This is a genomic window from Roseovarius sp. TE539 (genome assembly GCF_003298505.1).
In the GTDB taxonomy this organism is placed as follows: Bacteria; Pseudomonadota; Alphaproteobacteria; order Rhodobacterales; family Rhodobacteraceae; genus Roseovarius.
Genome location: NZ_QNGB01000013.1, coordinates 1 through 19,566 on the forward strand (window position 1 = coordinate 1; position 19,566 = coordinate 19,566).

General features: G+C 65.8%; 21 protein-coding genes and 1 pseudogene. 14 read left to right on the forward strand and 8 right to left on the reverse strand.

Annotated elements, in window-relative coordinates; translation table 11 throughout:
- Positions 1–413 precede the first annotated feature (413 nt).
- Together serS and DQW77_RS09865 are read left to right on the forward strand one after the other, a co-directional pair.
- The gene (serS, locus tag DQW77_RS09860) at positions 414–1,706 is read left to right on the forward strand and encodes a serine--tRNA ligase (RefSeq protein ID WP_113258061.1); all 1,293 of its coding nucleotides are present in this window, start codon (positions 414–416) and stop codon (positions 1,704–1,706) included.
- Positions 1,707–1,883: 177 nt separating this feature from the next.
- A pseudogene (locus tag DQW77_RS09865) lies at positions 1,884–2,524 on the forward strand (transposase); the annotation flags it as partial.
- 251 nt (positions 2,525–2,775) lie between these two features.
- Here the strand turns inward: DQW77_RS09865 and DQW77_RS09870 are convergent.
- Complete coding sequence (locus DQW77_RS09870) at positions 2,776–3,015, reverse strand: accessory factor UbiK family protein (protein ID WP_113258062.1); 240 nt, start codon at positions 3,013–3,015, stop codon at positions 2,776–2,778.
- 96 nt (positions 3,016–3,111) lie between these two features.
- Here DQW77_RS09870 and lgt point away from each other — a divergent pair, with 96 nt between their 5' ends.
- The 5 genes from lgt (at position 3,112) to DQW77_RS09890 (ending at position 7,185) form a co-directional block, all read left to right on the forward strand.
- On the forward strand, positions 3,112–4,008 hold the full coding sequence (gene lgt / locus DQW77_RS09875) for a prolipoprotein diacylglyceryl transferase (RefSeq protein ID WP_113258063.1): 897 nt from the start codon (positions 3,112–3,114) through the stop codon (positions 4,006–4,008).
- On the forward strand, positions 4,005–5,066 hold the full coding sequence (locus DQW77_RS09880) for a class I SAM-dependent methyltransferase (RefSeq protein ID WP_113258140.1): 1,062 nt from the start codon (positions 4,005–4,007) through the stop codon (positions 5,064–5,066). Before lgt ends, DQW77_RS09880 begins: the two co-directional genes overlap by 4 nt.
- Positions 5,063–5,818: a peptidoglycan editing factor PgeF gene (gene pgeF, locus DQW77_RS09885; RefSeq protein WP_113258064.1), complete on the forward strand. Its 756-nt coding sequence runs from the start codon at positions 5,063–5,065 to the stop codon at positions 5,816–5,818. Before DQW77_RS09880 ends, pgeF begins: the two co-directional genes overlap by 4 nt.
- A 227-nt stretch (positions 5,819–6,045) precedes the next feature.
- A complete protein-coding gene (locus tag DQW77_RS18205; RefSeq protein WP_181711230.1) occupies positions 6,046–6,189 on the forward strand; it encodes a hypothetical protein in 144 nt (47 codons plus the stop codon).
- A gap of 231 nt (positions 6,190–6,420) precedes the next feature.
- A complete protein-coding gene (locus DQW77_RS09890; protein WP_113258065.1) occupies positions 6,421–7,185 on the forward strand; it encodes a Hint domain-containing protein in 765 nt (254 codons plus the stop codon).
- Between the two features lie 10 nt (positions 7,186–7,195).
- Here the strand turns inward: DQW77_RS09890 and DQW77_RS09895 are convergent, their stop codons facing one another.
- A complete protein-coding gene (locus DQW77_RS09895) occupies positions 7,196–7,696 on the reverse strand; it encodes an Lrp/AsnC family transcriptional regulator (protein ID WP_113258066.1) in 501 nt (166 codons plus the stop codon).
- 201 nt (positions 7,697–7,897) lie between these two features.
- On the opposite strand from DQW77_RS09895, the gene trxB reads away from it, so the two are divergent.
- The 3 genes from trxB (at position 7,898) to DQW77_RS09910 (ending at position 11,648) form a co-directional block, all read left to right on the forward strand.
- Entirely contained in the window at positions 7,898–8,887 is a 990-nt protein-coding gene (gene trxB, locus DQW77_RS09900) for a thioredoxin-disulfide reductase (RefSeq protein WP_113258067.1), read from the forward strand.
- 217 nt (positions 8,888–9,104) lie between these two features.
- A complete protein-coding gene (locus DQW77_RS09905; protein ID WP_113258141.1) occupies positions 9,105–10,811 on the forward strand; it encodes a bifunctional sulfate adenylyltransferase/adenylylsulfate kinase in 1,707 nt (568 codons plus the stop codon).
- Positions 10,812–10,931: 120 nt separating this feature from the next.
- Positions 10,932–11,648, forward strand: a complete 717-nt coding sequence (locus tag DQW77_RS09910; protein ID WP_113258068.1) for a hypothetical protein — start codon at positions 10,932–10,934, stop codon at positions 11,646–11,648.
- Between the two features lie 76 nt (positions 11,649–11,724).
- Here the strand turns inward: DQW77_RS09910 and DQW77_RS09915 are convergent, their stop codons facing one another.
- Both DQW77_RS09915 and DQW77_RS09920 read right to left on the reverse strand, forming a co-directional pair.
- Entirely contained in the window at positions 11,725–11,952 is a 228-nt protein-coding gene (locus DQW77_RS09915) for a DUF1150 domain-containing protein (RefSeq protein ID WP_113258069.1), read from the reverse strand.
- A 5-nt stretch (positions 11,953–11,957) separates the two neighbouring features.
- Complete coding sequence (locus DQW77_RS09920) at positions 11,958–12,371, reverse strand: Hsp20 family protein (protein ID WP_113258070.1); 414 nt, start codon at positions 12,369–12,371, stop codon at positions 11,958–11,960.
- A 159-nt stretch (positions 12,372–12,530) separates the two neighbouring features.
- On the opposite strand from DQW77_RS09920, the gene DQW77_RS09925 reads away from it, so the two are divergent.
- The 3 genes from DQW77_RS09925 to DQW77_RS09935 all read left to right on the forward strand — a co-directional run bounded on the left by DQW77_RS09925 (position 12,531) and on the right by DQW77_RS09935 (position 14,757).
- Positions 12,531–12,755: a YdcH family protein gene (locus DQW77_RS09925; RefSeq protein WP_113258071.1), complete on the forward strand. Its 225-nt coding sequence runs from the start codon at positions 12,531–12,533 to the stop codon at positions 12,753–12,755.
- Between the two features lie 438 nt (positions 12,756–13,193).
- Entirely contained in the window at positions 13,194–13,682 is a 489-nt protein-coding gene (gene purE, locus DQW77_RS09930) for a 5-(carboxyamino)imidazole ribonucleotide mutase (RefSeq protein ID WP_113258072.1), read from the forward strand.
- Positions 13,675–14,757 (forward strand): 5-(carboxyamino)imidazole ribonucleotide synthase, encoded by a 1,083-nt coding sequence (locus tag DQW77_RS09935; RefSeq protein WP_113258073.1) that lies wholly within the window; start codon positions 13,675–13,677, stop codon positions 14,755–14,757. Before purE ends, DQW77_RS09935 begins: the two co-directional genes overlap by 8 nt.
- Positions 14,758–14,940: 183 nt before the next feature.
- Here DQW77_RS09935 and DQW77_RS09940 read toward each other — a convergent pair whose 3' ends face one another.
- Positions 14,941–16,098, reverse strand: coding sequence for an alpha-D-ribose 1-methylphosphonate 5-triphosphate diphosphatase (locus tag DQW77_RS09940; protein ID WP_113258074.1), 1,158 nt, complete (start codon positions 16,096–16,098; stop codon positions 14,941–14,943).
- The gene (locus DQW77_RS09945) at positions 16,095–16,829 is read right to left on the reverse strand and encodes an alpha/beta fold hydrolase (protein WP_113258075.1); all 735 of its coding nucleotides are present in this window, start codon (positions 16,827–16,829) and stop codon (positions 16,095–16,097) included. The genes DQW77_RS09940 and DQW77_RS09945 overlap by 4 nt, the downstream gene beginning before the upstream one ends.
- 64 nt (positions 16,830–16,893) lie before the next feature.
- Here DQW77_RS09945 and DQW77_RS09950 point away from each other — a divergent pair, with 64 nt between their 5' ends.
- Positions 16,894–17,337 carry an NUDIX hydrolase gene (locus tag DQW77_RS09950; RefSeq protein WP_113258076.1) on the forward strand — a complete coding sequence of 148 codons (444 nt, stop codon included), beginning with the start codon at positions 16,894–16,896 and terminating at the stop codon, positions 17,335–17,337.
- A 48-nt stretch (positions 17,338–17,385) separates the two neighbouring features.
- On the opposite strand, the gene DQW77_RS09955 is transcribed toward DQW77_RS09950, so the two are convergent.
- A complete protein-coding gene (locus tag DQW77_RS09955; RefSeq protein WP_147094955.1) occupies positions 17,386–18,615 on the reverse strand; it encodes a hypothetical protein in 1,230 nt (409 codons plus the stop codon).
- Positions 18,578–19,426, reverse strand: a complete 849-nt coding sequence (locus DQW77_RS09960; protein WP_113258078.1) for a DMT family transporter — start codon at positions 19,424–19,426, stop codon at positions 18,578–18,580. The genes DQW77_RS09955 and DQW77_RS09960 overlap by 38 nt, the downstream gene beginning before the upstream one ends.
- Positions 19,427–19,566: the final 140 nt, after the last annotated feature.

Genomic DNA, 19,566 nt, shown 5'->3' on the forward strand with positions numbered 1-19,566 from the left:
GGAACCAAAGGTTCGATGATCGCCCACTGCCTGTCTGTCAAAGTCCGTCTGCTCAAGATCGCCTCCCGTTTTTGATCTTGAATCAAACGAGAACCGATTTGGGAATCCCCTAAATGCAGACGCCGCCAAAATCAGATTGAGGATGCTGGTTTCAAATACTGGTTTCCTTTTGACGCCAAACGGGATTTGGCGTTCGGACCGGCTAGGAAGGAATTCCTTCAATCTATGGGGTTGGATGGTTGGCCGTATATTGAGGAATAAGAATAACGTTTGCGGAATGGCGCAAGTGGCAGGCCGGTCCGGAGGGCTACACCCCACCCGACCCGCCGGGTGCGGGATGAACCCCGCCCTACACCTCGGGAAAAAACTGGTGCATAAGCGCGCGGGAGACGATTCACGCGAGGGACCATTCCATGCACGACATCCGCGCCATCCGCGACAATCCGGACGCTTTCGATGCGGCGATGGCCCGGCGAGGGCTGGAGAGTGTTTCGGGCGACATCCTCGCGCTCGACGAGGCGCGCCGCGCCCGCATCCATGCCGCCGAGGTGGCACAGGCCGAGCAGAACAAGGCCAGCAAGGAGGTCGGCGCGGCCAAGGCGAAGGGCGACGACGCGGCCTTCGAGCGGCTGCGCGCCAAGGTCACCGAGAAGAAGGCCGAGGTAGCCGCGATGCAGGCCGAGGCGCGGGAGATGGACGACAGGCTCACCGACCTGCTGATGGGCTTGCCCAACCTGCCGATGGACGATGTGCCCGACGGCGCGGACGAGGCCGACAACCGGGAGATCCACCGCCGGGGGGAGCCGAGGCCATTCGATTTCGCACCCGGCGAGCATTTCGACATCGCCGGCGTGAAACCGGGAATGGATTTCGAAACCGCCGCAAGGCTTTCGGGATCACGTTTCGTGGTGATGTCGGGCGGTGTCGCACGGATCCACCGGGCGCTGGCACAGTTCATGATCGACACCCATGTCGAGGAAAACGGCCTGAGCGAGACCTGGACGCCGGTGCTGGTGCGCGACGAGATGATGTACGGCACCGGGCAATTGCCCAAGTTCGGCGAGGACAGTTACCGCACCACCAACGGCTGGTGGCTGGTGCCCACGGCGGAGGTGACGCTGACCAACCTGGTCAACGGCCTGACCTTGGACGAGGAGAGCCTGCCGCGGCGGTTCGTGGCCCACACGCAGTGCTTCCGCTCGGAGGCGGGCAGCGCCGGCAAGGACACCGCCGGGATGCTGCGCCAGCACCAGTTCGAGAAGGTCGAGATGGTCAGCGTCACCCATCCGGACAGGAGCCGCGAGGAGCTGGACCGGATGACCGACTGTGCGCAGGGCATCCTCGAACGGCTGGGCCTGCCCTACCGCACGGTGGTGCTGTGCACCGGCGACATGGGCTTCGGCGCGCGGCGGACCCATGACATCGAGGTCTGGCTGCCCGGGCAGGACACCTACCGCGAGATTTCGTCGGTGTCGGTCTGCGGCGATTTCCAGGCACGACGGATGAACGCGCGGTTCCGCCCCGCGGAGGGCGGCAAGCCGCGGTTCCTGCACACGCTCAACGGCTCGGGTCTGGCCGTGGGGCGCTGCCTGATCGCGGTGCTGGAGAACGGCCAACAGGCCGACGGATCGGTTGATCTGCCCGAGGCCCTGCACCCCTGGCTGCGCGGCCGGACCCGGCTGAACCCCGATGGCGAACTGGTCTGACGCCCGGCGCCCCCGGCCCCGTTTCCGGTTCTCCGCCCGGCGCCCGGCCCGGGCAGCCCGAACGGCCGCGATGCCGCAGGTGCAATCGGCGGGTGTCAGCCCATTTTGTTGAAAACTCGGGCTTGATTGAAGCGTGTTGTGCTGATCCAATTTTGCCGATGAGCCGGAGGATCGGCGATGATGGGATCGCGGCAGGAGGCGCAACCGGCGCCATTCTGCGCGTTCTCGCATAAGTATCACGTTCCACGAGGCCACCTTTTGCGGTCGATTGATCGGTTCGTCGACCTGAGAAGCATCCGTGCCCATCTTGCAGATTTCTACAGCCACGCCGGCCGTCCCTCGATCGATCCCGAGTTGCTGATCCGGATGCGGCTGGTCGGCTATTGCCTTGGTATCCGGTCCGAGTGGCGGCCTGCGAAGAGGTGCATCCGAACCTGGCGTATCGATGGTTCTGCCGCCTCGACCTGACCGACCGGATCCCGGATCACTCGACATTTTCCAAGAACCGGCATGAGCGCTTTCGCGAGAGCGAACTGCTGCGCCATCTGTTCCAGACAACGGTGGCGCGCTGTATCGAGAAGGGCCTGGTCAGTGGCCCAAGCATGGCCATCGATGCCAGCCTGATCGAAGCGGATGCGAACAAGCAGAACTCGACACCGAGGGACGACCGGGACTCGGCGCGGATCGACCCGGCCGATGCGCCCCGCGCGGTTTGCGAGTATCTCGACACGCTGGACTTGGCCGCGTTCGGCGCCGCCAGCGAGGTTCAACCCAAGTTCATTTCGCATTCAGATCCGCCCAGCCAATGGACCGCAGCCCGGCAGTACGCGCCGCCGTGGGCTTTCATCGCCACAAAACAAGGCTGTAGCTGACTAAAAGATCAGTACGTGGTCCCGTCGCACCTTCTTGCGCGGAACAGGCTGCCAATCGCCATCTGCCCGATGGATCTGGAACCCGTTCTTCGCCAGATCGAGCCCAATCTTGAACATCTCCGACATGACCGGACGTCTTTGAGGGTCATCGCAGACCCGTCCTGGCACATCGGTGCCGTCGGGGGGCGGTCACATCATCAACGCCTTTCCAGCGCGGCGATGCGAGCTTCGAGCGCGGTATTTTCCTCGCGCGCTTTGCGGGCCATCTCGCGGACGGCTTCGAATTCCTCGCGGGTGACGAGATCGCGCTCGGCGAGCCAGCGGTCGAGCATCGACTTCATCGCCGTTTCGGCCTCCTCGCGGGCGCCTTGTGCCACGCCCATGGCATTGGTCATCAACTGCGAGATGTCGTCCATCATCTTGTTGCGGGTCTGCATGCTGTCCTCCGCGGTTCCGTTTCAAGTCTATATGGGATGGACGGGCCGCGGCGGCAAGCTTGACTTTCCGCGCAGCGCACAGGCACAGAGGCGGCCATGCTGGCCAGTCTCCCATTTCCCGAAATCGCCCCGGAGATCTTCTCGATTGATCTTTTCGGCTTCGAGCTCGCATTGCGCTGGTACGCGCTGGCCTATGTCGTCGGGATCGTGATCGGATGGCGTGTCGCGCTGCGGGCGCTGGACCGCCCGACACTCTGGCCCGCCGACACCCCCCCGATGGAGCGCGAGCGGTTCGACGATCTGGCCACATGGATCATCCTGGGGATAATTCTGGGTGGTCGTCTGGGCTATGTACTTTTTTACCAACCGGCGTATTTCGTTCAGAACCCGGCCGAGATCCTCATGGTCTGGCGGGGCGGAATGTCGTTTCATGGTGGGCTTCTGGGGGTGGTCGCGGCCTGCGTCGTTCACTCGGGTCGAAACCGGCATCCGTGGCTTTCGGTGGCCGATCTGCTGTGCATGGTCGCACCCATCGGTCTGCTGCTGGGGCGGGTTGCCAACTTCATCAACAACGAACTCTGGGGCCGGCCGACGGACCTGCCCTGGGGCGTTGTTTTTCCCGGTCCGGCGGCACAGGATTGCGCCGGGGTGACGGGGCTGTGCGCACGGCATCCTTCGCAACTCTACGAGGCGGCACTGGAGGGGCTGGTGCTGGGCGCGGTCCTGCTATGGCTGGCATGGCGGCGCGGAGCGTTGCGCCGCAAGGGCCTGATCACCGGACTGTTCTTCGCCGGTTACGGGCTCTCGCGTTTCGCGGTCGAGTTCGTCCGCCAGCCCGATCCGCAATTCGTCACCCCGGGCAATCCGCTGGGACTCGCGTTTCATGCCGGGGGAGTCGGCCTGACGATGGGGCAGCTTCTGTCGGTGCCGATGATCCTCTTCGGCCTTGCGGTGGCGTGGCACGCGTCACGGGCGGCGCGGCGCCACGCATGACGGCCCTGTCGGACCTTATCGCCATGCGCATCCGCGCCGACGGTCCGATGCCGATTTCCGAATTCATGCATATCTGCCTCATGCATCCCGAAAACGGCTACTACGCCACCCGCGATCCGCTGGGACGCGGCGGCGACTTCATCACCGCGCCGGAAATAAGCCAGATGTTCGGAGAACTGGTTGGGCTGTCGCTGGCACAGGCATGGCTGGACCAGGGGGCCCCGACCCGCTTTGCCCTTGCCGAAGCGGGGCCCGGACGCGGCACGCTCATGGCCGATCTACTGCGTGCAACGCGCGCCGTTTCGGGATTCCACGCCGCCGCGGAGCTGCATCTGATCGAAACCTCGGCCACCCTGCGCGACGTGCAGCGCAATACGCTTTCAGGGCATCCCGCAACATGGCATGAACATCATGGCACCCTGCCCGATCTTCCGCTTTTCCTGATCGCCAACGAGTTCTTCGACGCGCTTCCGGTGCGGCAGTACGAACGCGCGGGAAGTTTGTGGCGCGAACGCTGCGTGGGTCTAGAGGGGGGGCGCCTTCGTCCGGGCCTGGGGGCACCGTTGCCCCTGGGCGGCCTCGATCACCGGCTGGAGGATACCCGTGACGGTGATGTGGTCGAGGTGTCGTCCGAATCGGCAGCCGTCGCCAAGGCCATCGGCACCCGGATCGCCGCGCATGGCGGGGCGGCGCTGATCTTCGATTATGGTGACTGGCGGTCGCTGGGTGACACGCTCCAGGCGGTCAAGGGGCACCGGACAGCCGACCCCTTCGAGGCCCCGGGCACCGCCGACCTGACCGCGCATGTGGATTTCGAAGCGCTTGCGCACGCGACCCCGTCGGCCCACAGCCGGTTGACAGCACAGGGTGTTTTCCTGGAACGGCTTGGCATCACCGCACGGGCAAAGGCCCTCGCGCGGCGGCTGGAGGGCGCGGCACTGGAGGCGCATGTGGCCGCACATCGGCGCTTGACCCATCCCGAGGAAATGGGGACGGTCTTCAAGGTGATCGCCTTTCATCCCGAAACCGCGGCGCCGCCGCCCGGAACCACGCCATGACGCTGGAAATACTGACCTCCGACAGCCTCGCGCCGTTGCGCCACGGCTTTTTCACCCGTCGGGGCGGTGCGTCCTCGGGGGTGTTTGCCGGGCTCAACTGCGGCATCGGGTCGTCGGACCAGCGCGAGATCGTGACCATCAATCGCGGCCGCGTTGCCGATGCGATGGGTGTCCCGCCCGGCCGACTGGTGACTCTTCACCAGCTTCATTCAGCCGACGCCGTGACACTGGACGCGGCCCCCGACACGGCAACGCACGCCGACGCGATGGCAACGGCGGTGCCCGGACTGGCACTTGCGGTCCTGACGGCCGATTGCCAGCCGGTGCTGCTTGCCGATCACGAGGCCGGGATCGTGGGCGCCGCGCATGCCGGCTGGCGCGGGGCGCTCGACGGAGTGCTGGACGCCGCGATTGGCGCGATGGAAAGCCTCGGCGCGGCGCGCGCGCGCATCGCGGCGGTCATCGGCCCCACGATCAGCCAGGCCGCCTACGAGGTGGGGCCTGAATTCCTGGACGAATTCCTGAACCAGGATCCGGCCAACAGCCGCTTCTTCGCGTCCGGCAACGGTGATCGCCTTCACTTCGATCTGCCCGGATACGGGCTGCACCGCCTGCGCGAGGCCGGGGTCGGCAGCGCAGAATGGACCCGCCATTGCACCTACAGCGATCCGGGCCGCTTCTACTCTTATCGGCGCGCGGTGCACGAGGGCGACGTGGACTATGGACGGCTGATTTCAGTCATCCGTATCTGAACCGCCCTGACACGTGACAGATTTCAGCCCCATTCGAATCCTTGTCTGGTTCCTGGAACCTCGCTTTTCACAATGTTTTCATAAACTTGGAAGAATCCTGCGGCACATTGGCGGGCGGCGGCAGCTCGGATCGCCGCCACGACCATCCCATGAAGCTGCCCAAGTGTGGCCCGTTTGCAGCGCGATGCTGCCACCCAGAGTTCGAGGGCAGCAACGGAGGACACGCCATGACACGGAAAAAGCGCTGGATGCAGTCGGTGATCGACGCGAGCACACAGGACATGCCCGCCTTGCCGTTCAGCCGCCAGGCGCGGCGCAAGGGGGGGCTGAAGGCACGCCACACCGCCCCGATGCTTTTGCGCTCGGCCTGACTGCCGGCAGGCGATTCGCACAGTTCCGGACAGATTGTGCCACTCCTGTCCCGGCGTCCGCTACAATCGTCGGTGCAGCCGGAGATTGGCGGCATACCACGTTCAATCCGGTGTGCCGCTTGACCGATCCGTCCTGCAAGATCATATTGTTCATAGCGACGAACCAAGTCCATCTGTCGTCGTCGGTGGGGGCCGGCGCGGTTGTGACGTCCTTTTAAAAGGAAACGCAACATGGTCTATACCCCCACTGCGCCTGCCCTCGTGGCGGCGCGGCACGAACTGGGTTCCGGGCTTGCAAGGGCCGGCACGGAGCGGGCCCTGAGCCGGGAAAGAACCTACGATGTCGAGGCGCTGCGACCCGACGGATCGGTAACGCGAAGAAGCCTCGGCGCGCCCGCGACCCCGGCTTTCGAAGCAGCATTCTCCGCCGTTGCACGCGGCACCCTGATCGCGACGACCAGGGGACAGGTCGCCGTCGAGGATCTGGCCCCGGGCATGAAGCTTGTCACCAACGAGCGGGGCCCCTCTCCCCTCATGTGGATCGGCGCGATGACGCTTCCGCCGCGCCCGGCCGGACGCGATGGCGATACCCGTCTGATACGTGTGATGGCGGATGCCTTCGGCATCGGCCGCCCGATGCCCGACTTCCTGACCGGTCCCGGCGCGCGCATCCTGAAACGCAACGGCGCGCAAGCCGACATGGTGCTGACCCCCTTTCTGGATCTCGTCGACGGCAACGGGGTGGTCGCGGTCAATCCGCCCAGTCCGGTACGGCTTTTTCACCTGGGATTGCGGCGCCACGCCACGATCACCGCGGCCGGACTCACGATCGAGTCGTTTCACCCCGGACCGGGGTTCGAGCGTCAGATGACCGCCGCCATGCTGGAGCGGTTCATGGCGTTCTTTCCGCATCTCGCAAGGCCATCGGAATTCGGACCGCTTGCGCATCCCCGCCAACCGCTGGGCAGCGCCGGCGGACAATCCGACGTGGCCTGACGCACGCCGCTCAGTCCTGTTCGCTCAGCCGTGCCTCAAGGATATCGAACGGAACGCCCGGCTCGTCCTTGGCCCCGCGGATCACCAGGGAGGTCTTGACACTGCCCACGTTCTCGGCCGCGGTCAGTTCACCTGTCAGGAACTGCTGGAAAGTCGACAGGTCCGGCGCGACACATTTGAGGATGAAATCCACCTCCCCGTTGAGCATGTGGCACTCGCGCACCAGAGGCCAAGCCCGGCAGCGCGCCTCGAAGGCGGAAAGATCGGCTTCGGCCTGGCTCTGCAAGCCCACGCTGGCAAAGACCTGAACCTCGAAACCCAATTCGCGCGCATCGACCTCGGCATGGTAGCCACGGATCAGGCCCGCGTCCTCCAGCGCCCGAACCCGGCGCAGGCAGGGCGGCGCGGAAATACCCACGCGGCGGGCAAGTTCGACGTTGGTCATTCGGCCATCGGCCTGCAACTCGGCCAGAATCTTGCGATCAATGGGATCGAGGCGGGAGGCGGGCATCGGCAATCTCCGGGTTTTTCGCGATTGTTATATCACCGCACCGGCATTGCGCAATATTGTTTCAACGCTGCGCAAGATAATTTCTCATTACTTCCGAAGCACAAAGGCTGGCGAAGCACGCCCGCGGGGGTTTCAAGCCACGTCGCGGGCGTCTATATCTTCAGCCGAGTCATGCAAGGAACTGGCGGGAAGGGGCGCAGGATGGCCGACAAGCGACACACGAAATGCCTGATCGTCGGATCGGGGCCGGCCGGATATACCGCTGCGGTCTACGCGAGCCGGGCAATGCTGGAACCCGTGCTTGTGCAGGGGCTGGAACCGGGCGGGCAGCTGACCACCACCACCGAGGTCGAGAACTGGCCCGGCGACACCGAGGTGCAGGGCCCGGACCTGATGGTGCGCATGGAAGCCCATGCCAAGGCCGTTGGCTGCGAGATCATCGGCGACATCATCACCGACCTGGACGTTTCCGCGCGCCCCTTCACCGCGACCGGCGACAGCGGCGCCATCTACAGCGCCGACGCGGTGATCCTGGCCACCGGCGCAAGAGCCAAATGGCTGGGGCTCGACTCGGAGGAGGCGTTCAAGGGTTTCGGCGTGTCGGCCTGTGCCACCTGCGACGGGTTTTTCTACCGCGGCGAGGAAATCGTGGTGATCGGCGGCGGCAACACCGCCGTCGAGGAGGCGCTGTTCCTGACCAATTTCGCCAGCAAGGTGACGCTGATCCACCGCCGTGACGAGCTGCGGGCCGAGCAGATCCTGCAGAACCGGCTGATGAAACATCCCAAGGTCGAAACCCTGTGGTTCCATGAACTCGAGGAGGTGCTGGGCGAGGACAACCCCAAGGGTGTGACCGGCGTCCGGGTGCGCGACAACCGGAGCGGCGAAACATCCGAGATCGCCTGCAAGGGCGTCTTCATCGCCATCGGCCACGCCCCGGCCAGCGAACTGGTCAAAGGCAAGGTCGAGATGCACCACGGAGATTACGTGCGTGTCGAACCGGGCAGCACCCGCACCTCGGTTCCGGGGCTTTTCGCTGCCGGGGACCTGACCGATCACATCTACAGGCAGGCGGTCACGAGTGCGGGCATGGGCTGCATGGCGGCATTGGACGCCGAAAAGTTCCTGGCCGAGCAGGACGTGGTGGACGAGGATCCCGATCCGGTCCGCCACGACGCGGCGGCAGAGTGATCTGACGCATGGGACACCGGATCGGGAGTCCGCCCGATCCATGCGAGGCCGGGACACTTTTCTGCATTGCAGCATAATCGCGTCACCCCGGTCCCTTTTTCGGCAAATCGCCCAAACTCGGCTTGAAACCTGCCACAAAGCGGGTTTACGGCAGCGTTAAAAGCGGATGCGCCGGGCGGCGCAGACCGAGCGGACAAGTCATAAATCGAGAATCCTCATGTTTCAGCCGAACCTCGCCCCGATCCCGGAACTCTACGTTTCCTACGAAAGCGCCCAGAAGCTAAAAGCGGAAGCCGGCGACCTGGTGAGCCATGATCTCACGCCGCGCCAGATCTGCGATCTGGAGCTCTTGATGAACGGCGGCTTCAGCCCCCTCAAGGGGTTCCTGGGCGAGAAGGATTACAACGGCGTTCTCGAAAACATGCGGCTGGCTGACGGCACGCTCTGGCCGATGCCGGTCACGCTGGACGTGGGCGCGGCATTCGCCGAGACGCTGGAGCTGGGCCAGGACATCGCCCTGCGCGACCAGGAGGGCGTGATCCTCGCCACGATGACGGTCACGGACCGCTGGACCCCCGACAAGGCACGCGAGGCCGAGAGGGTGTTCGGCGCCGACGACACCGCCCACCCGGCAGTGCACTATCTGCACAACCAGGCCGGGACGGTCTATCTGGGCGGGCCGGTGACGGGCATCCAGCAGCCGGTACATTACGATTTCCGTGGCCGCCGCGACACGCCCAACGAGTTGCGCGCGCTGTTTCGCAAGCTGGGCTGGCGCCGGGTCGTCGCGTTTCAGACCCGCAATCCGCTGCACCGTGCACACCAGGAGCTGACCTTTCGCGCCGCCAAGGAAGCGCAGGCCAACCTGCTCATCCATCCGGTCGTGGGCATGACCAAGCCAGGTGACGTGGATCACTTCACCCGGGTGCGCTGTTACGAGGCGGTTCTGGACAAGTATCCCGGCTCGACCACCACGATGAGCCTTCTCAACCTGGCGATGCGCATGGCCGGTCCGCGCGAGGCGGTGTGGCACGGGCTGATCCGGCGCAATCACGGCTGCACCCACATGATCGTGGGCCGCGACCATGCCGGTCCCGGCAAGAACAGCGCCGGCGATGATTTCTACGGGCCTTACGACGCGCAGGAGCTGTTCCGCGCCCACCAGGACGAGATCGGCATCGAGATGGTCGACTTCAAGCACATGGTCTATGTGCAGGAACGCGCTCAATACGAACCCGCCGACGAGGTGCGCGACGACGACACGGTGCTCAACATCTCGGGCACCGAACTGCGTCGCCGCCTGCGCGAAGGGCTGGAAATTCCCGAATGGTTCTCGTTCCCCGAAGTGGTTGGAGAGTTGCGCCGCCGCTATCCGCCGCGGTCCCAGCAGGGTTTCACGGTGTTCTTCACCGGCTTTTCCGGGTCCGGCAAATCGACCATCGCCAACGCGCTGCTGATCAAGCTGATGGAGATGGGCGGCCGGCCCGTTACCCTTCTGGATGGCGACATCGTGCGCAAGAACCTGAGTTCCGAGCTCGGCTTCTCCAAGGAGCACCGCGACCTGAACATCCGTCGCATCGGCTATGTCGCCAGCGAAATCACCAAGAACGGCGGCATCGCCATCTGCGCGCCGATCGCCCCCTATGCCGCCACCCGCCGGGCGGTGCGCGATGATGTGGAAGAGTTCGGCGCCTTCATCGAGGTGCATGTCGCCACCTCTATCGAGGAATGCGAGCGGCGCGACCGCAAGGGGCTCTACAAGCTGGCACGTGAAGGCAAGATCAAGGAGTTTACCGGGATTTCAGATCCTTACGACGTCCCGGAGTCGCCGGAACTCAGGGTCGAGACAGAAAATGTCGAGGTTGACAACTGCGCCCACCAGGTGATCCTGAAACTCGAGCAGATGGGCCTGATTGCCGGGTGAGGGGCCGCTTGTCGCGCCTTGCGGCGCGCCGCGCGAGGCAGGCCGCAAGGGCTGACGAGCCCGCCGCGGATTCCGCGGGGCGACCTTGACGGGGCGCCGGCTTTGCGGTTCAGGCGGGGGATGTACGCCATCTCGCTCACCTCGATCCCGCCGCGTTATCCGCGTCTTGGGCCGGTACTTCACAGCCTTGTGAACCAGCGCCCGGCGCCGGCCCGTGTGATCCTTTGCCTTCCGCGGCGCCACGCGCGGTTTCCCGCGCCCGCCGCGCCACCGGCCCTGCCCGACGGGGTGGAGATCCTCTGGCACGATGCCGATCTCGGCCCGGCGACAAAGGTTCTTCCGGCCGCGCGGCACCTTGCCGGCCGGTGCCGGCGCCTCGTCTATTGCGATGATGACTGGATCATGCCACCCGGATGGGCCGCGACCCTGATGGATGCGCAGACCCCGGGCACAGCGGTCACGGGGTCGGGGTTTGCGGTATCTCGTCTGGGCTGTCAAACGCACCGCGGCGGTGGCGATCCCGACCTCACCGACATTGCGCAGGGGTTTTCCGGCGTTCTGGTGGACCCGGAATGGCTGTCGTCACCCGCGTTCGATCCTCCGGCGGCCGCATGGGCGGTCGACGACATCTGGCTGTCCGGCATCCTTGCGCACCGGAACATTGCCCTGCGCACGGTACAAGCGGCGCGCAAGGGAATGCGTCTTGCCTTCGAGGATGAACACCGGCTTCAGGACACTATGATTGCAGGACGCGGGCGTCACGCCGCCAATCTGACCTGCGCCGGGCTTTTGCATGAACGCTATGGCATCTGGCCACCGGCCAAGGCCCGGCCATGACCTTTCGCCTAGGACGCAACCGCATCGCGTCATGCGAATGTCACAACGGCATCGGCACCGCCTTGCAGGCGGGTTTTCAGTGCACTGTCACCGGCTCCATGTCGTTCTGCCGCGCCAGCACGAATGCAAGATTGCGGTCGCGCACCAGCGCAAGCCGTTCGCCCTCGGCGCTGTGAAGCGCATAGAGCGTCTCGGCGCCTTCGACCTCGCGCTGAATGTCCTGCGGAAGGTCGGACACCGCGACCGGGCGCACATAGACGATGCGACGCCCCTGTTCCGTGCCGAAATCGTATTTCGTATCCATTCTGCTTACCCCTTGTCTATCCGGATCGTCTGGACCACCCTGTCGGGCTCTGCACGGGTCAGATCCACGTGCAGCAATCCGTTTTCCATGATCGCAGCCCCGACCTCGACACCGTCGGCAAGGACGAAGGACCGCTGAAACTGCCGCGCCGCGATGCCGCGATGCAGGTAGACGCGCGCATCCCCGTCATCGGCCTGCCGTCCGCGTATCACCAGCTGCCGGTCCTCGACCGTCACCGAAAGATCGGACTCCGAAAAGCCCGCCACGGCAAGCGTGATGCGGTAGGAGTTTTCCGACGTCTGTTCGATGTTGAAGGGCGGATAGCCCTCGTTGCCGGATTTCGCGCTGCGCTCCAGCAGCCGTTCCAGCTGCTCGAAACCCAGCATGTAGGGGTGCGCCCCCAGGGATAGCTTTGTCATCGACACGTCCTTGACTTGAAGCGGCGTTCGGGTCTTGCCGGCCCCTGACGGCGACCGGTCCCCATGAATATGGGCTCTGGCCCCTGTCGGTGCAAGGGCTTTGCCAAACCGGCCGCGTCCGGTATGATATTCGCCTCAGCGTCAAAAGGAATCAGCCTTATGAATGCGTTTGGTGACCTCTCAATGAAGTCTGACGAGGTCTTGCGCGTGGAGCTCGAGGAATTCCGCCGCCAGCATCGCGACCTCGACGAAGCGATCGCCGCGCTTGAGGAAAAAGGCGCCAGCGACCCGCTGACCGTCAAGCGCCTCAAGCAGCAGAAGCTGCGCCTCAAGGACATCATCGCACTGATCGAGGATCGGCTGTATCCGGACATCATCGCCTGAAGACGGCGGATGCCGGGCCGGCGGGGACGTCGGGGCTAACCGCCCTGCACGACGCATGATCGACGGGCATGACCCATGGGGGCGATCGCAGGAAATCTCGGGGGATCGATTTGCGGGCCACGAGGGTGACGCACATCGGCAGCGGCCCCGCACGGCCCTGATATCCGTCGCAATGCTGCTGCCGGTCAGCGCAAGGGGGTTCCGTCAACCGCGCGCCCCCCAAGGCAATGCAGGCAGTCACGATGCCCCGACCAACGCCCGTGCGGGCAAACCGGAGAACCGGAGGCGGACGCGTTGCCGGGCCTTTCATGGGCCGACGCCGCCCCGACAATTTTGATAATGTCAGAATCCGCCGGAGGATCAAATTCCCCCCATCTTGACGGTAGAACTCTGCGCGACAATCAGTATAGTGCGGCCTTCATTCATCAGGGTTGAGACATGACGCAGGTCAAAATCGGCATCATCATGGGCAGCCAGTCGGACTGGCCCACCATGAAGGAGGCCGCCGATCTACTGGACGAGCTGGAGGTCGGCCACGAGACGCGTATCGTGTCGGCACACCGCACCCCGGACCGGCTTTGGGAGTATGGCCGCACCGCGGCCAGCCGCGGCCTGGAGGCGATCATCGCGGGCGCCGGTGGTGCGGCCCACCTGCCGGGCATGATGGCCTCGAAGACGCGGATTCCGGTGATCGGTGTGCCGGTCCAGACCCGGGCGCTTGCGGGTGTCGACAGCCTCTATTCGATCGTGCAGATGCCACGCGGCTACCCGGTGGCAACCATGGCCATCGGCGCCGCAGGTGCGGCCAATGCCGGCCTTCTGGCGGCCGCGATCCTGGCCAACGGGGATGCGGCCCTGGCCATGCGGCTTGACGCCTGGCGCGCCGCGCTCTCCGCCTCAATCCCGGAGGAGCCGCAAGATGACTGATCCCCTCGCCCCCGGCGCCACCATCGGCATCCTCGGCGGCGGACAGCTGGGCCGGATGCTGTCTGTTGCCGCCGCGCGTCTCGGGATGCGCTGCCATGTCTTCGACCCTGACGGCGCGGCACCCGCCGGCCATGTCGCCGCGGCCGTGACCAGCGCCCCCTACGAGGATCACGACGCGCTGCGGGCCTTCGCCGCCACCGTGGACGTGATCACCTACGAGTTCGAGAACATTCCCGCCGGCGCGCTCGACCTGCTGGAAGGCGCGACACCCGTGCGCCCCGGACGCAAGGCACTCAAGGTCAGCCAGGACCGTCTGACCGAAAAGGCATTTCTGGCCGAACTGGGCCTTGCCACCGCACCTTTCGCCGCGGTGGACGACGCGCAGGACCTGGCCGAGGCGATTGCCGAGATCGGCCTGCCGGCGATCCTGAAAACCCGCCGTTTCGGCTATGACGGCAAGGGGCAGGCCCGGATCGATTCACCGGACGCGGCCGCGGCCGCGCTCGATGCGATGAACGGGGCTCCGGCGATCCTGGAAGGCTTTGTCGATTTCTCCCAAGAGATCTCGGTCATCGGGGCGCGCGGGCTTTCGGGCGAGGTCGCCTGCTTCGATCCGGGGCAGAACCGGCATCGCGACGGAATTCTGCGCAGCACGTCCGTTCCCGCGCAGCTTTCGGCGGCACAACGCGCGGACGCGGTGCTTCTGACCGGGCGGATTCTGAACAGGCTGGGCTATGTCGGCGTCATGGGGGTGGAACTTTTCGTCACCGCCGGCGGCCTGATCGTGAACGAGATCGCTCCGCGTGTTCACAATTCCGGCCACTGGACACAACAGGGATGCAGCATCGACCAGTTCGAGCAGCATATCCGCGCCGTCGCGGGCTGGCCGCTCGGCGACGGCGGGCGCCATTCGGACGTCGAGATGGAAAACCTGATCGGGGAGGACATGGACAAGGTGCCCGGAATCGCGCGGGAGGCCCACGCCTCCCTGCATCTGTACGGCAAGGCCGATGTCAAGCCGGGGCGCAAGATGGGGCATGTGAACCGGGTGGCAGGCGGCGCTCGTCAGGCCTGACGGCCTGCCTCGCAAGATACCGGGCGGGGGCGGACGAACCACCCCGATCCCGCAAGGGCCTTGTCTCCGACCTGTGCGGCGAAGTCGACCAAAGGCCGGCACCCGAAGAAATCTCCCCTGCGCGCAAGAACGGACCGACGATGGCGCCGGGAAGTGGGCACGTTGACCCTGCACCCCATCCTCTCAGCGCAAGAAACGTGCCGCCACCGCGCCGCTCATGTAACTCACGCGCCCGCCGGAAAGCGTTGCCCCGATCCGCCGCGTTTCCGCGTCCAGCACCACCAGGTCCGCACGCTTCCCGCGGGTCAGATCCCCCCGGTCCGTCAGGCCCAGCCCTTGCGCCGGCCCGCCCGAGATCAGCCACCATGCCCCGGGCAGATCCAGCACTCCGCTATCGGCCAGCAGGAAGGCCGCGCGCCGGGGTGACGGGTAGTGATAGTCCGAGGCGAGCGCATCACACAGCCCCATCGCCACCAGATCCAGCGCGCTGACATTGCCATTGTGCGAGCCGCCCCGCACCACGTTCGGCGCGCCCAGTATCACGAGGTCATCACCCTCGCGCGCGGCCTCTGCCGCGGCAAGTGTTTCGGGAAATTCCGAAATCCGAACCCCCCGGCCCCGCCATGCGGCCCTGTCCTGCGCGCTGCGATCGTCATGGCTGCCCATACGCACGCCGTCGGCGGCCAGACCGGCGCAAAGATCATCCAGCGCCGCGGGCACCTCGTCCATCCGGGCGTGGAGGGCCTGCATGTCTGAAAGATGGGTGTCCGGGTTCTTGCCGATCCTCAGCGCGTGCCCCGTCAGGCGTGGCGGCCGCTTGCCCTTGTCGAGCGCGTCATGCGGCAGGTGATCGTTGAAAACGACATGCCGCACCCCGTGCGCTGCCGCCAGTGCGCGAAAAGTGCCGTAATCATCAAGCATCGGGACCTCGAAGCGTAGTTGCGCGTGCAGATCCGTCACCACCGAATCGCGCACCGCATCCAGTGCCGCCAGCACCCGCGTGGCAAAATCCGGACCGCGCATGCCGCCTTCCCAACTGTAGAACTGTGCCAGCACTGCGGTGGTGATGCCGTTCGCAGCCAGCTCCGCCTCGGCCGCCACCAATCCCTGGTCGAGATCTTTCATGGCGCCGCGCCGCGGGGCGAGATGGCGCTCGAACCCGTCGCCATGAGCATCGACGATACCGGGCATGACCAGGTATCCTGTCAGATCGACATCGCGGGCGTCAGGCGCCGTCGCCCCGTCACACACCACCCCGTCGCAAATTGTCAGCGGCACCCGCGCCAGCCCGTCCGGCAACAGAACCCGCGCCCCCTTCAGACGCAGCCCGGGCGCCATCATTCGCGCCCGTCCCAGAACAGATCCCGAAGCTCCATGTCGTGATCGAATTCGCCGGCGCGCAAAAATTCCATTACCTGCGCGATAACCATCGGGTTGTTCATCATGAATGTATGCGTCACAGGCAGTTCGATATGGTCGGCCATACCCTCCACGCGCGTCGAGGCGACCGAAACCTTGCCGTCGTCCGGTCCCTCGATCAGGGTCGAGAAATACGGGTTGATCGAGCGGGTGCCGGCAATCACGCCCAACTCGAAATCGACCGGCGGCAGGCGCTCGGGCAGCCCCGCCTCGCCGGTTTGAAGTTGCTGCCCGGCGGGTCCGTTGAGCCAGCGGAAAAGCTCCAGGCCACCCAACTCATCGACGATTTCCGAGCCGTGATTGGGGGGCGCAAGCATCACCACACGCCCAAGGTTCGCCGGGCGATGGTCACTCAACCAGTGCCGCAGGAGGATGCCACCCATCGAATGGGTGACGAAATGCACCCGCGTCGCGCCGCAGACCCGCAAGGCATAGGGCAGTGTCTCATCGGCCAGTTCGGCAATGCGCGCCTCGGTCGAGGGGTACTCGGGCCGAAAGACGCTGTAGCCCTTCTGCGACAGCGCCTGCTCCATGACCAGGAAAGACGCCTCGGTGCGTGCCAGACCGTGCAGCAGCACGACGCAATCGGCACGCGCCATCAAGGGGAACATGACGGCAAGGATCATGGCAAGGACGCGAACGCGATATTTCATGCGCTTGAGATAACCCCTCCCATAGCGTTAAGAAAGACCCACGTACCGTCTTCAGGGGACATTCATGCCGATCCGCATCGCCGCGCGCGCGGTCATCCTCGATCAGGGTCGGCTGCTTCTTGTCAACGCCTTTCCCGGTCCGCAAAGCGACCTCTGGTGCGCCCCCGGAGGCGGCGCCGAACCGGGGGTCTCGCTGCCTTGCAACCTGCAGCGCGAAGTGCATGAGGAGACGGGGCTGGACATCGCCGTCGGCGCACCCTGCCTGGTAAACGAGTTCCACGAGCCGGCAACCGGCTTTCATCAGGTCGAGGTGTTCTTTCGCTGCTCCGTCACCGGCGGCATGCTCAGTGACGACTGGCGCGACCCCGAGTCCATCGTGACCCGCCGCCGCTTCTTCGACCGTGCGGAAATGGCCGGCCTGCGTTTCAAGCCCGACAGCTTGCCGATGGTGGCCTTCAATGGTGGCGGTGGCCCTGTCTACGACCCGCTCGAAACGCTGGTCAGGTGACCGGCCAGCCCCCTTCCCGGGGGCGCGCGGCACGCGGTGCCACCGGCTTCAGGCGAAGAAACGCGGGCGCACCCCGTGAGAGACGATGGCACCGACCCCCGCCAAGCTGAGTGCCAGCACGAAGATCCAGCCCAGTAGGGGCACCAGCCCCAGCAGCCCGACAGTGACCGCGCCCACAGCCGCGGCCATCGCCCGGTCGCGCCAATGTGTCGGGAAGGCCCGGCCCAGCATGTGCAGCAGCCCGACACCGAAGGCATAGACCCCCACGATGTAGCCGGCCAGACCCAACAGCCCAGCAAGCAGCATCACCGCCGGTAGCAGCAGGATACCGATCCCGGTGAGGGCAAGTACGAACCCCGATCCGACAACCGCCGACTGGCCAAGGAACCCGATCCACAGTGCGCGCCACGGTGTTTCCAGCAGCCGCCGCCGCAGCGCCGCCATCGGTGCGGGGACAAGCGCCGCGGCCAGCCCCGCCAGAAGCGCCACCACCGCCAGCCCCAGGACGAACCGACCCAGAATCTCGGCCCAGGACAGCGCGGTATAGTCGCCGACGTCGTGCTGCCACTCATGCTGTTCGCGGCGCTCGACCCGGTCTTCGGGCGCGACCCGCGCCGGCACCTCCAGTGTGCCGGGCTCAGCCTCGTAAAGCAGCAGGCGGCCGTCAACCCGCGCCGCGGGGCCGAAATTCACTTCATCGGCGCTGAGAAACAGATCGCCGGCGACCGCGGCGTCGAGCGTCAGTTCATCGGCCGCCAGCAGGGCATAGCCACCCACCGGCCCGTCCAGCCGCAGGCGCGCGGCAGTGGCGCGCAGATCACCCCCCACAGACGCGACCCTGATGTCATAGCCCGCAAGGCTTGCATCGCCGCCGATATCGCCCGCGATGGTCAGGTCCATGGCGGCGGCATAGACATCGCCGGCGATGTCCGAGAGGGCCTCGACCGTGCGGCCCGCCATGTGTGCGGTGCCCGTCACGGGCGCGCTGACCCGCAGCGAGTCGCCGGCGATGAACAGGTCTTCGGCCTCGTCTTCGGCATGTTCGGGGTCCGACCCGGCCAGATACACATCGTCCGCGATGCGGGTCAGGGTCTGGTGTTCGTCCGCCATCGCGGTCGGGGCCGTCATTGTCATCATCAGCAGCAACAGGGCTCGGCAATGCATGAGATCCTCCGCGGTCCTCGGGTGGTCGGTTTCGCCGCCTTCTATCACGTCGCGGGCGGCGGGCAATTGCCCCAGATCAAGAGCCGCGGCGCGGCAGGACGGAAATGCCGACACCCCCCAGCACCAGCGCCGCGGCCAGCGCGAACTGCGCTGTCAGCGCCTCGCCCAGGAAAACAATGCCGCCGGCCATCGCGATCACCGGCACCGTGAGCTGCGCCACAGCCGCCACCGACGACGCCAGGCGCGGCAGTATCGCATACCACAGCGCGTACCCCATCCCCGAGGTCACGGCCCCCGAAATCACCGCCACGGCGATCCCCTGCATGTCGGCCTGTACGGCCGGCACACCCGGCACGACAAGGCCAAGCACCACCCCGGCCGGGGCAGCGAGAATGAAATTCGCCGCCGTCGCCTGCAACGCGTCACCGCTCTTGCGTCCGGCCAGCGAATACAGTCCCCAGCCCACCCCGGCCGCGGCCATCAGCAGGCCATGAACGGGGCTGACCTGCGGGCCACCCCCGGGCCACAGCAGCCAGGCCAGACCGGCAAAGGCCAGGCCCGCGCCGATCCAGCGGCGCGCCGGCATGGCCTCACGGGCCAGGATCCCGCCGGCGAACATGGTGATCTGAACCACGCCGAACAGGATCAGCGCCCCCAGCCCCGCATCGAGAACGTCATAGGCCGCCGAGAACCCGTAAATGTAAAGCAGCAGTGACAGCACCCCCGTCAGGCGCGCCGGCCCGCCCAGGCGCAGCTTCCCGCGCAGCCCCACGCAAAGAATCGCCAGCATTCCCGCTCCGGCCAGCAGGCGGATGCTGCCAAAGCTCATCGCGTCGATTGCACCCCCGGCCAGCGCCAGGCGGTTGAGCACCGAATTGGCGGCAAAAGCGGTCATGGTGAGGGCGACAAGCAGAAAAAGGCGCATGGCCTCAGCTAGACAGGAACACCGAAAAGATACAATCAGATGATCGTGATCGGGACCACACGTCCCGATGTGCCGGCCGCATCCCGAACGCAAAGGGGCCGCCCGAAGGCGGCCCCTGAACCGTGCGAATGGCGTGGCAG

Bases quoted from the DNA above. Each gene is read 5' to 3' on its own strand.
- serS (WP_113258061.1), top strand. From the start codon at position 414: ATGCACGACATCCGCGCCATCCGCGACAATCCGGACGCTTTCGATGCG.
- DQW77_RS09870 (WP_113258062.1), bottom strand. From the start codon at position 3,015: ATGCAGACCCGCAACAAGATGATGGACGACATCTCGCAGTTGATGACC.
- lgt (WP_113258063.1), top strand. From the start codon at position 3,112: ATGCTGGCCAGTCTCCCATTTCCCGAAATCGCCCCGGAGATCTTCTCG.
- DQW77_RS09880 (WP_113258140.1), top strand. From the start codon at position 4,005: ATGACGGCCCTGTCGGACCTTATCGCCATGCGCATCCGCGCCGACGGT.
- pgeF (WP_113258064.1), top strand. From the start codon at position 5,063: ATGACGCTGGAAATACTGACCTCCGACAGCCTCGCGCCGTTGCGCCAC.
- DQW77_RS18205 (WP_181711230.1), top strand. From the start codon at position 6,046: ATGACACGGAAAAAGCGCTGGATGCAGTCGGTGATCGACGCGAGCACA.
- DQW77_RS09890 (WP_113258065.1), top strand. From the start codon at position 6,421: ATGGTCTATACCCCCACTGCGCCTGCCCTCGTGGCGGCGCGGCACGAA.
- DQW77_RS09895 (WP_113258066.1), bottom strand. From the start codon at position 7,696: ATGCCCGCCTCCCGCCTCGATCCCATTGATCGCAAGATTCTGGCCGAG.
- trxB (WP_113258067.1), top strand. From the start codon at position 7,898: ATGGCCGACAAGCGACACACGAAATGCCTGATCGTCGGATCGGGGCCG.
- DQW77_RS09905 (WP_113258141.1), top strand. From the start codon at position 9,105: ATGTTTCAGCCGAACCTCGCCCCGATCCCGGAACTCTACGTTTCCTAC.
- DQW77_RS09910 (WP_113258068.1), top strand. From the start codon at position 10,932: ATGTACGCCATCTCGCTCACCTCGATCCCGCCGCGTTATCCGCGTCTT.
- DQW77_RS09915 (WP_113258069.1), bottom strand. From the start codon at position 11,952: ATGGATACGAAATACGATTTCGGCACGGAACAGGGGCGTCGCATCGTC.
- DQW77_RS09920 (WP_113258070.1), bottom strand. From the start codon at position 12,371: ATGACAAAGCTATCCCTGGGGGCGCACCCCTACATGCTGGGTTTCGAG.
- DQW77_RS09925 (WP_113258071.1), top strand. From the start codon at position 12,531: ATGAATGCGTTTGGTGACCTCTCAATGAAGTCTGACGAGGTCTTGCGC.
- purE (WP_113258072.1), top strand. From the start codon at position 13,194: ATGACGCAGGTCAAAATCGGCATCATCATGGGCAGCCAGTCGGACTGG.
- DQW77_RS09935 (WP_113258073.1), top strand. From the start codon at position 13,675: ATGACTGATCCCCTCGCCCCCGGCGCCACCATCGGCATCCTCGGCGGC.
- DQW77_RS09940 (WP_113258074.1), bottom strand. From the start codon at position 16,098: ATGATGGCGCCCGGGCTGCGTCTGAAGGGGGCGCGGGTTCTGTTGCCG.
- DQW77_RS09945 (WP_113258075.1), bottom strand. From the start codon at position 16,829: ATGAAATATCGCGTTCGCGTCCTTGCCATGATCCTTGCCGTCATGTTC.
- DQW77_RS09950 (WP_113258076.1), top strand. From the start codon at position 16,894: ATGCCGATCCGCATCGCCGCGCGCGCGGTCATCCTCGATCAGGGTCGG.
- DQW77_RS09960 (WP_113258078.1), bottom strand. From the start codon at position 19,426: ATGCGCCTTTTTCTGCTTGTCGCCCTCACCATGACCGCTTTTGCCGCC.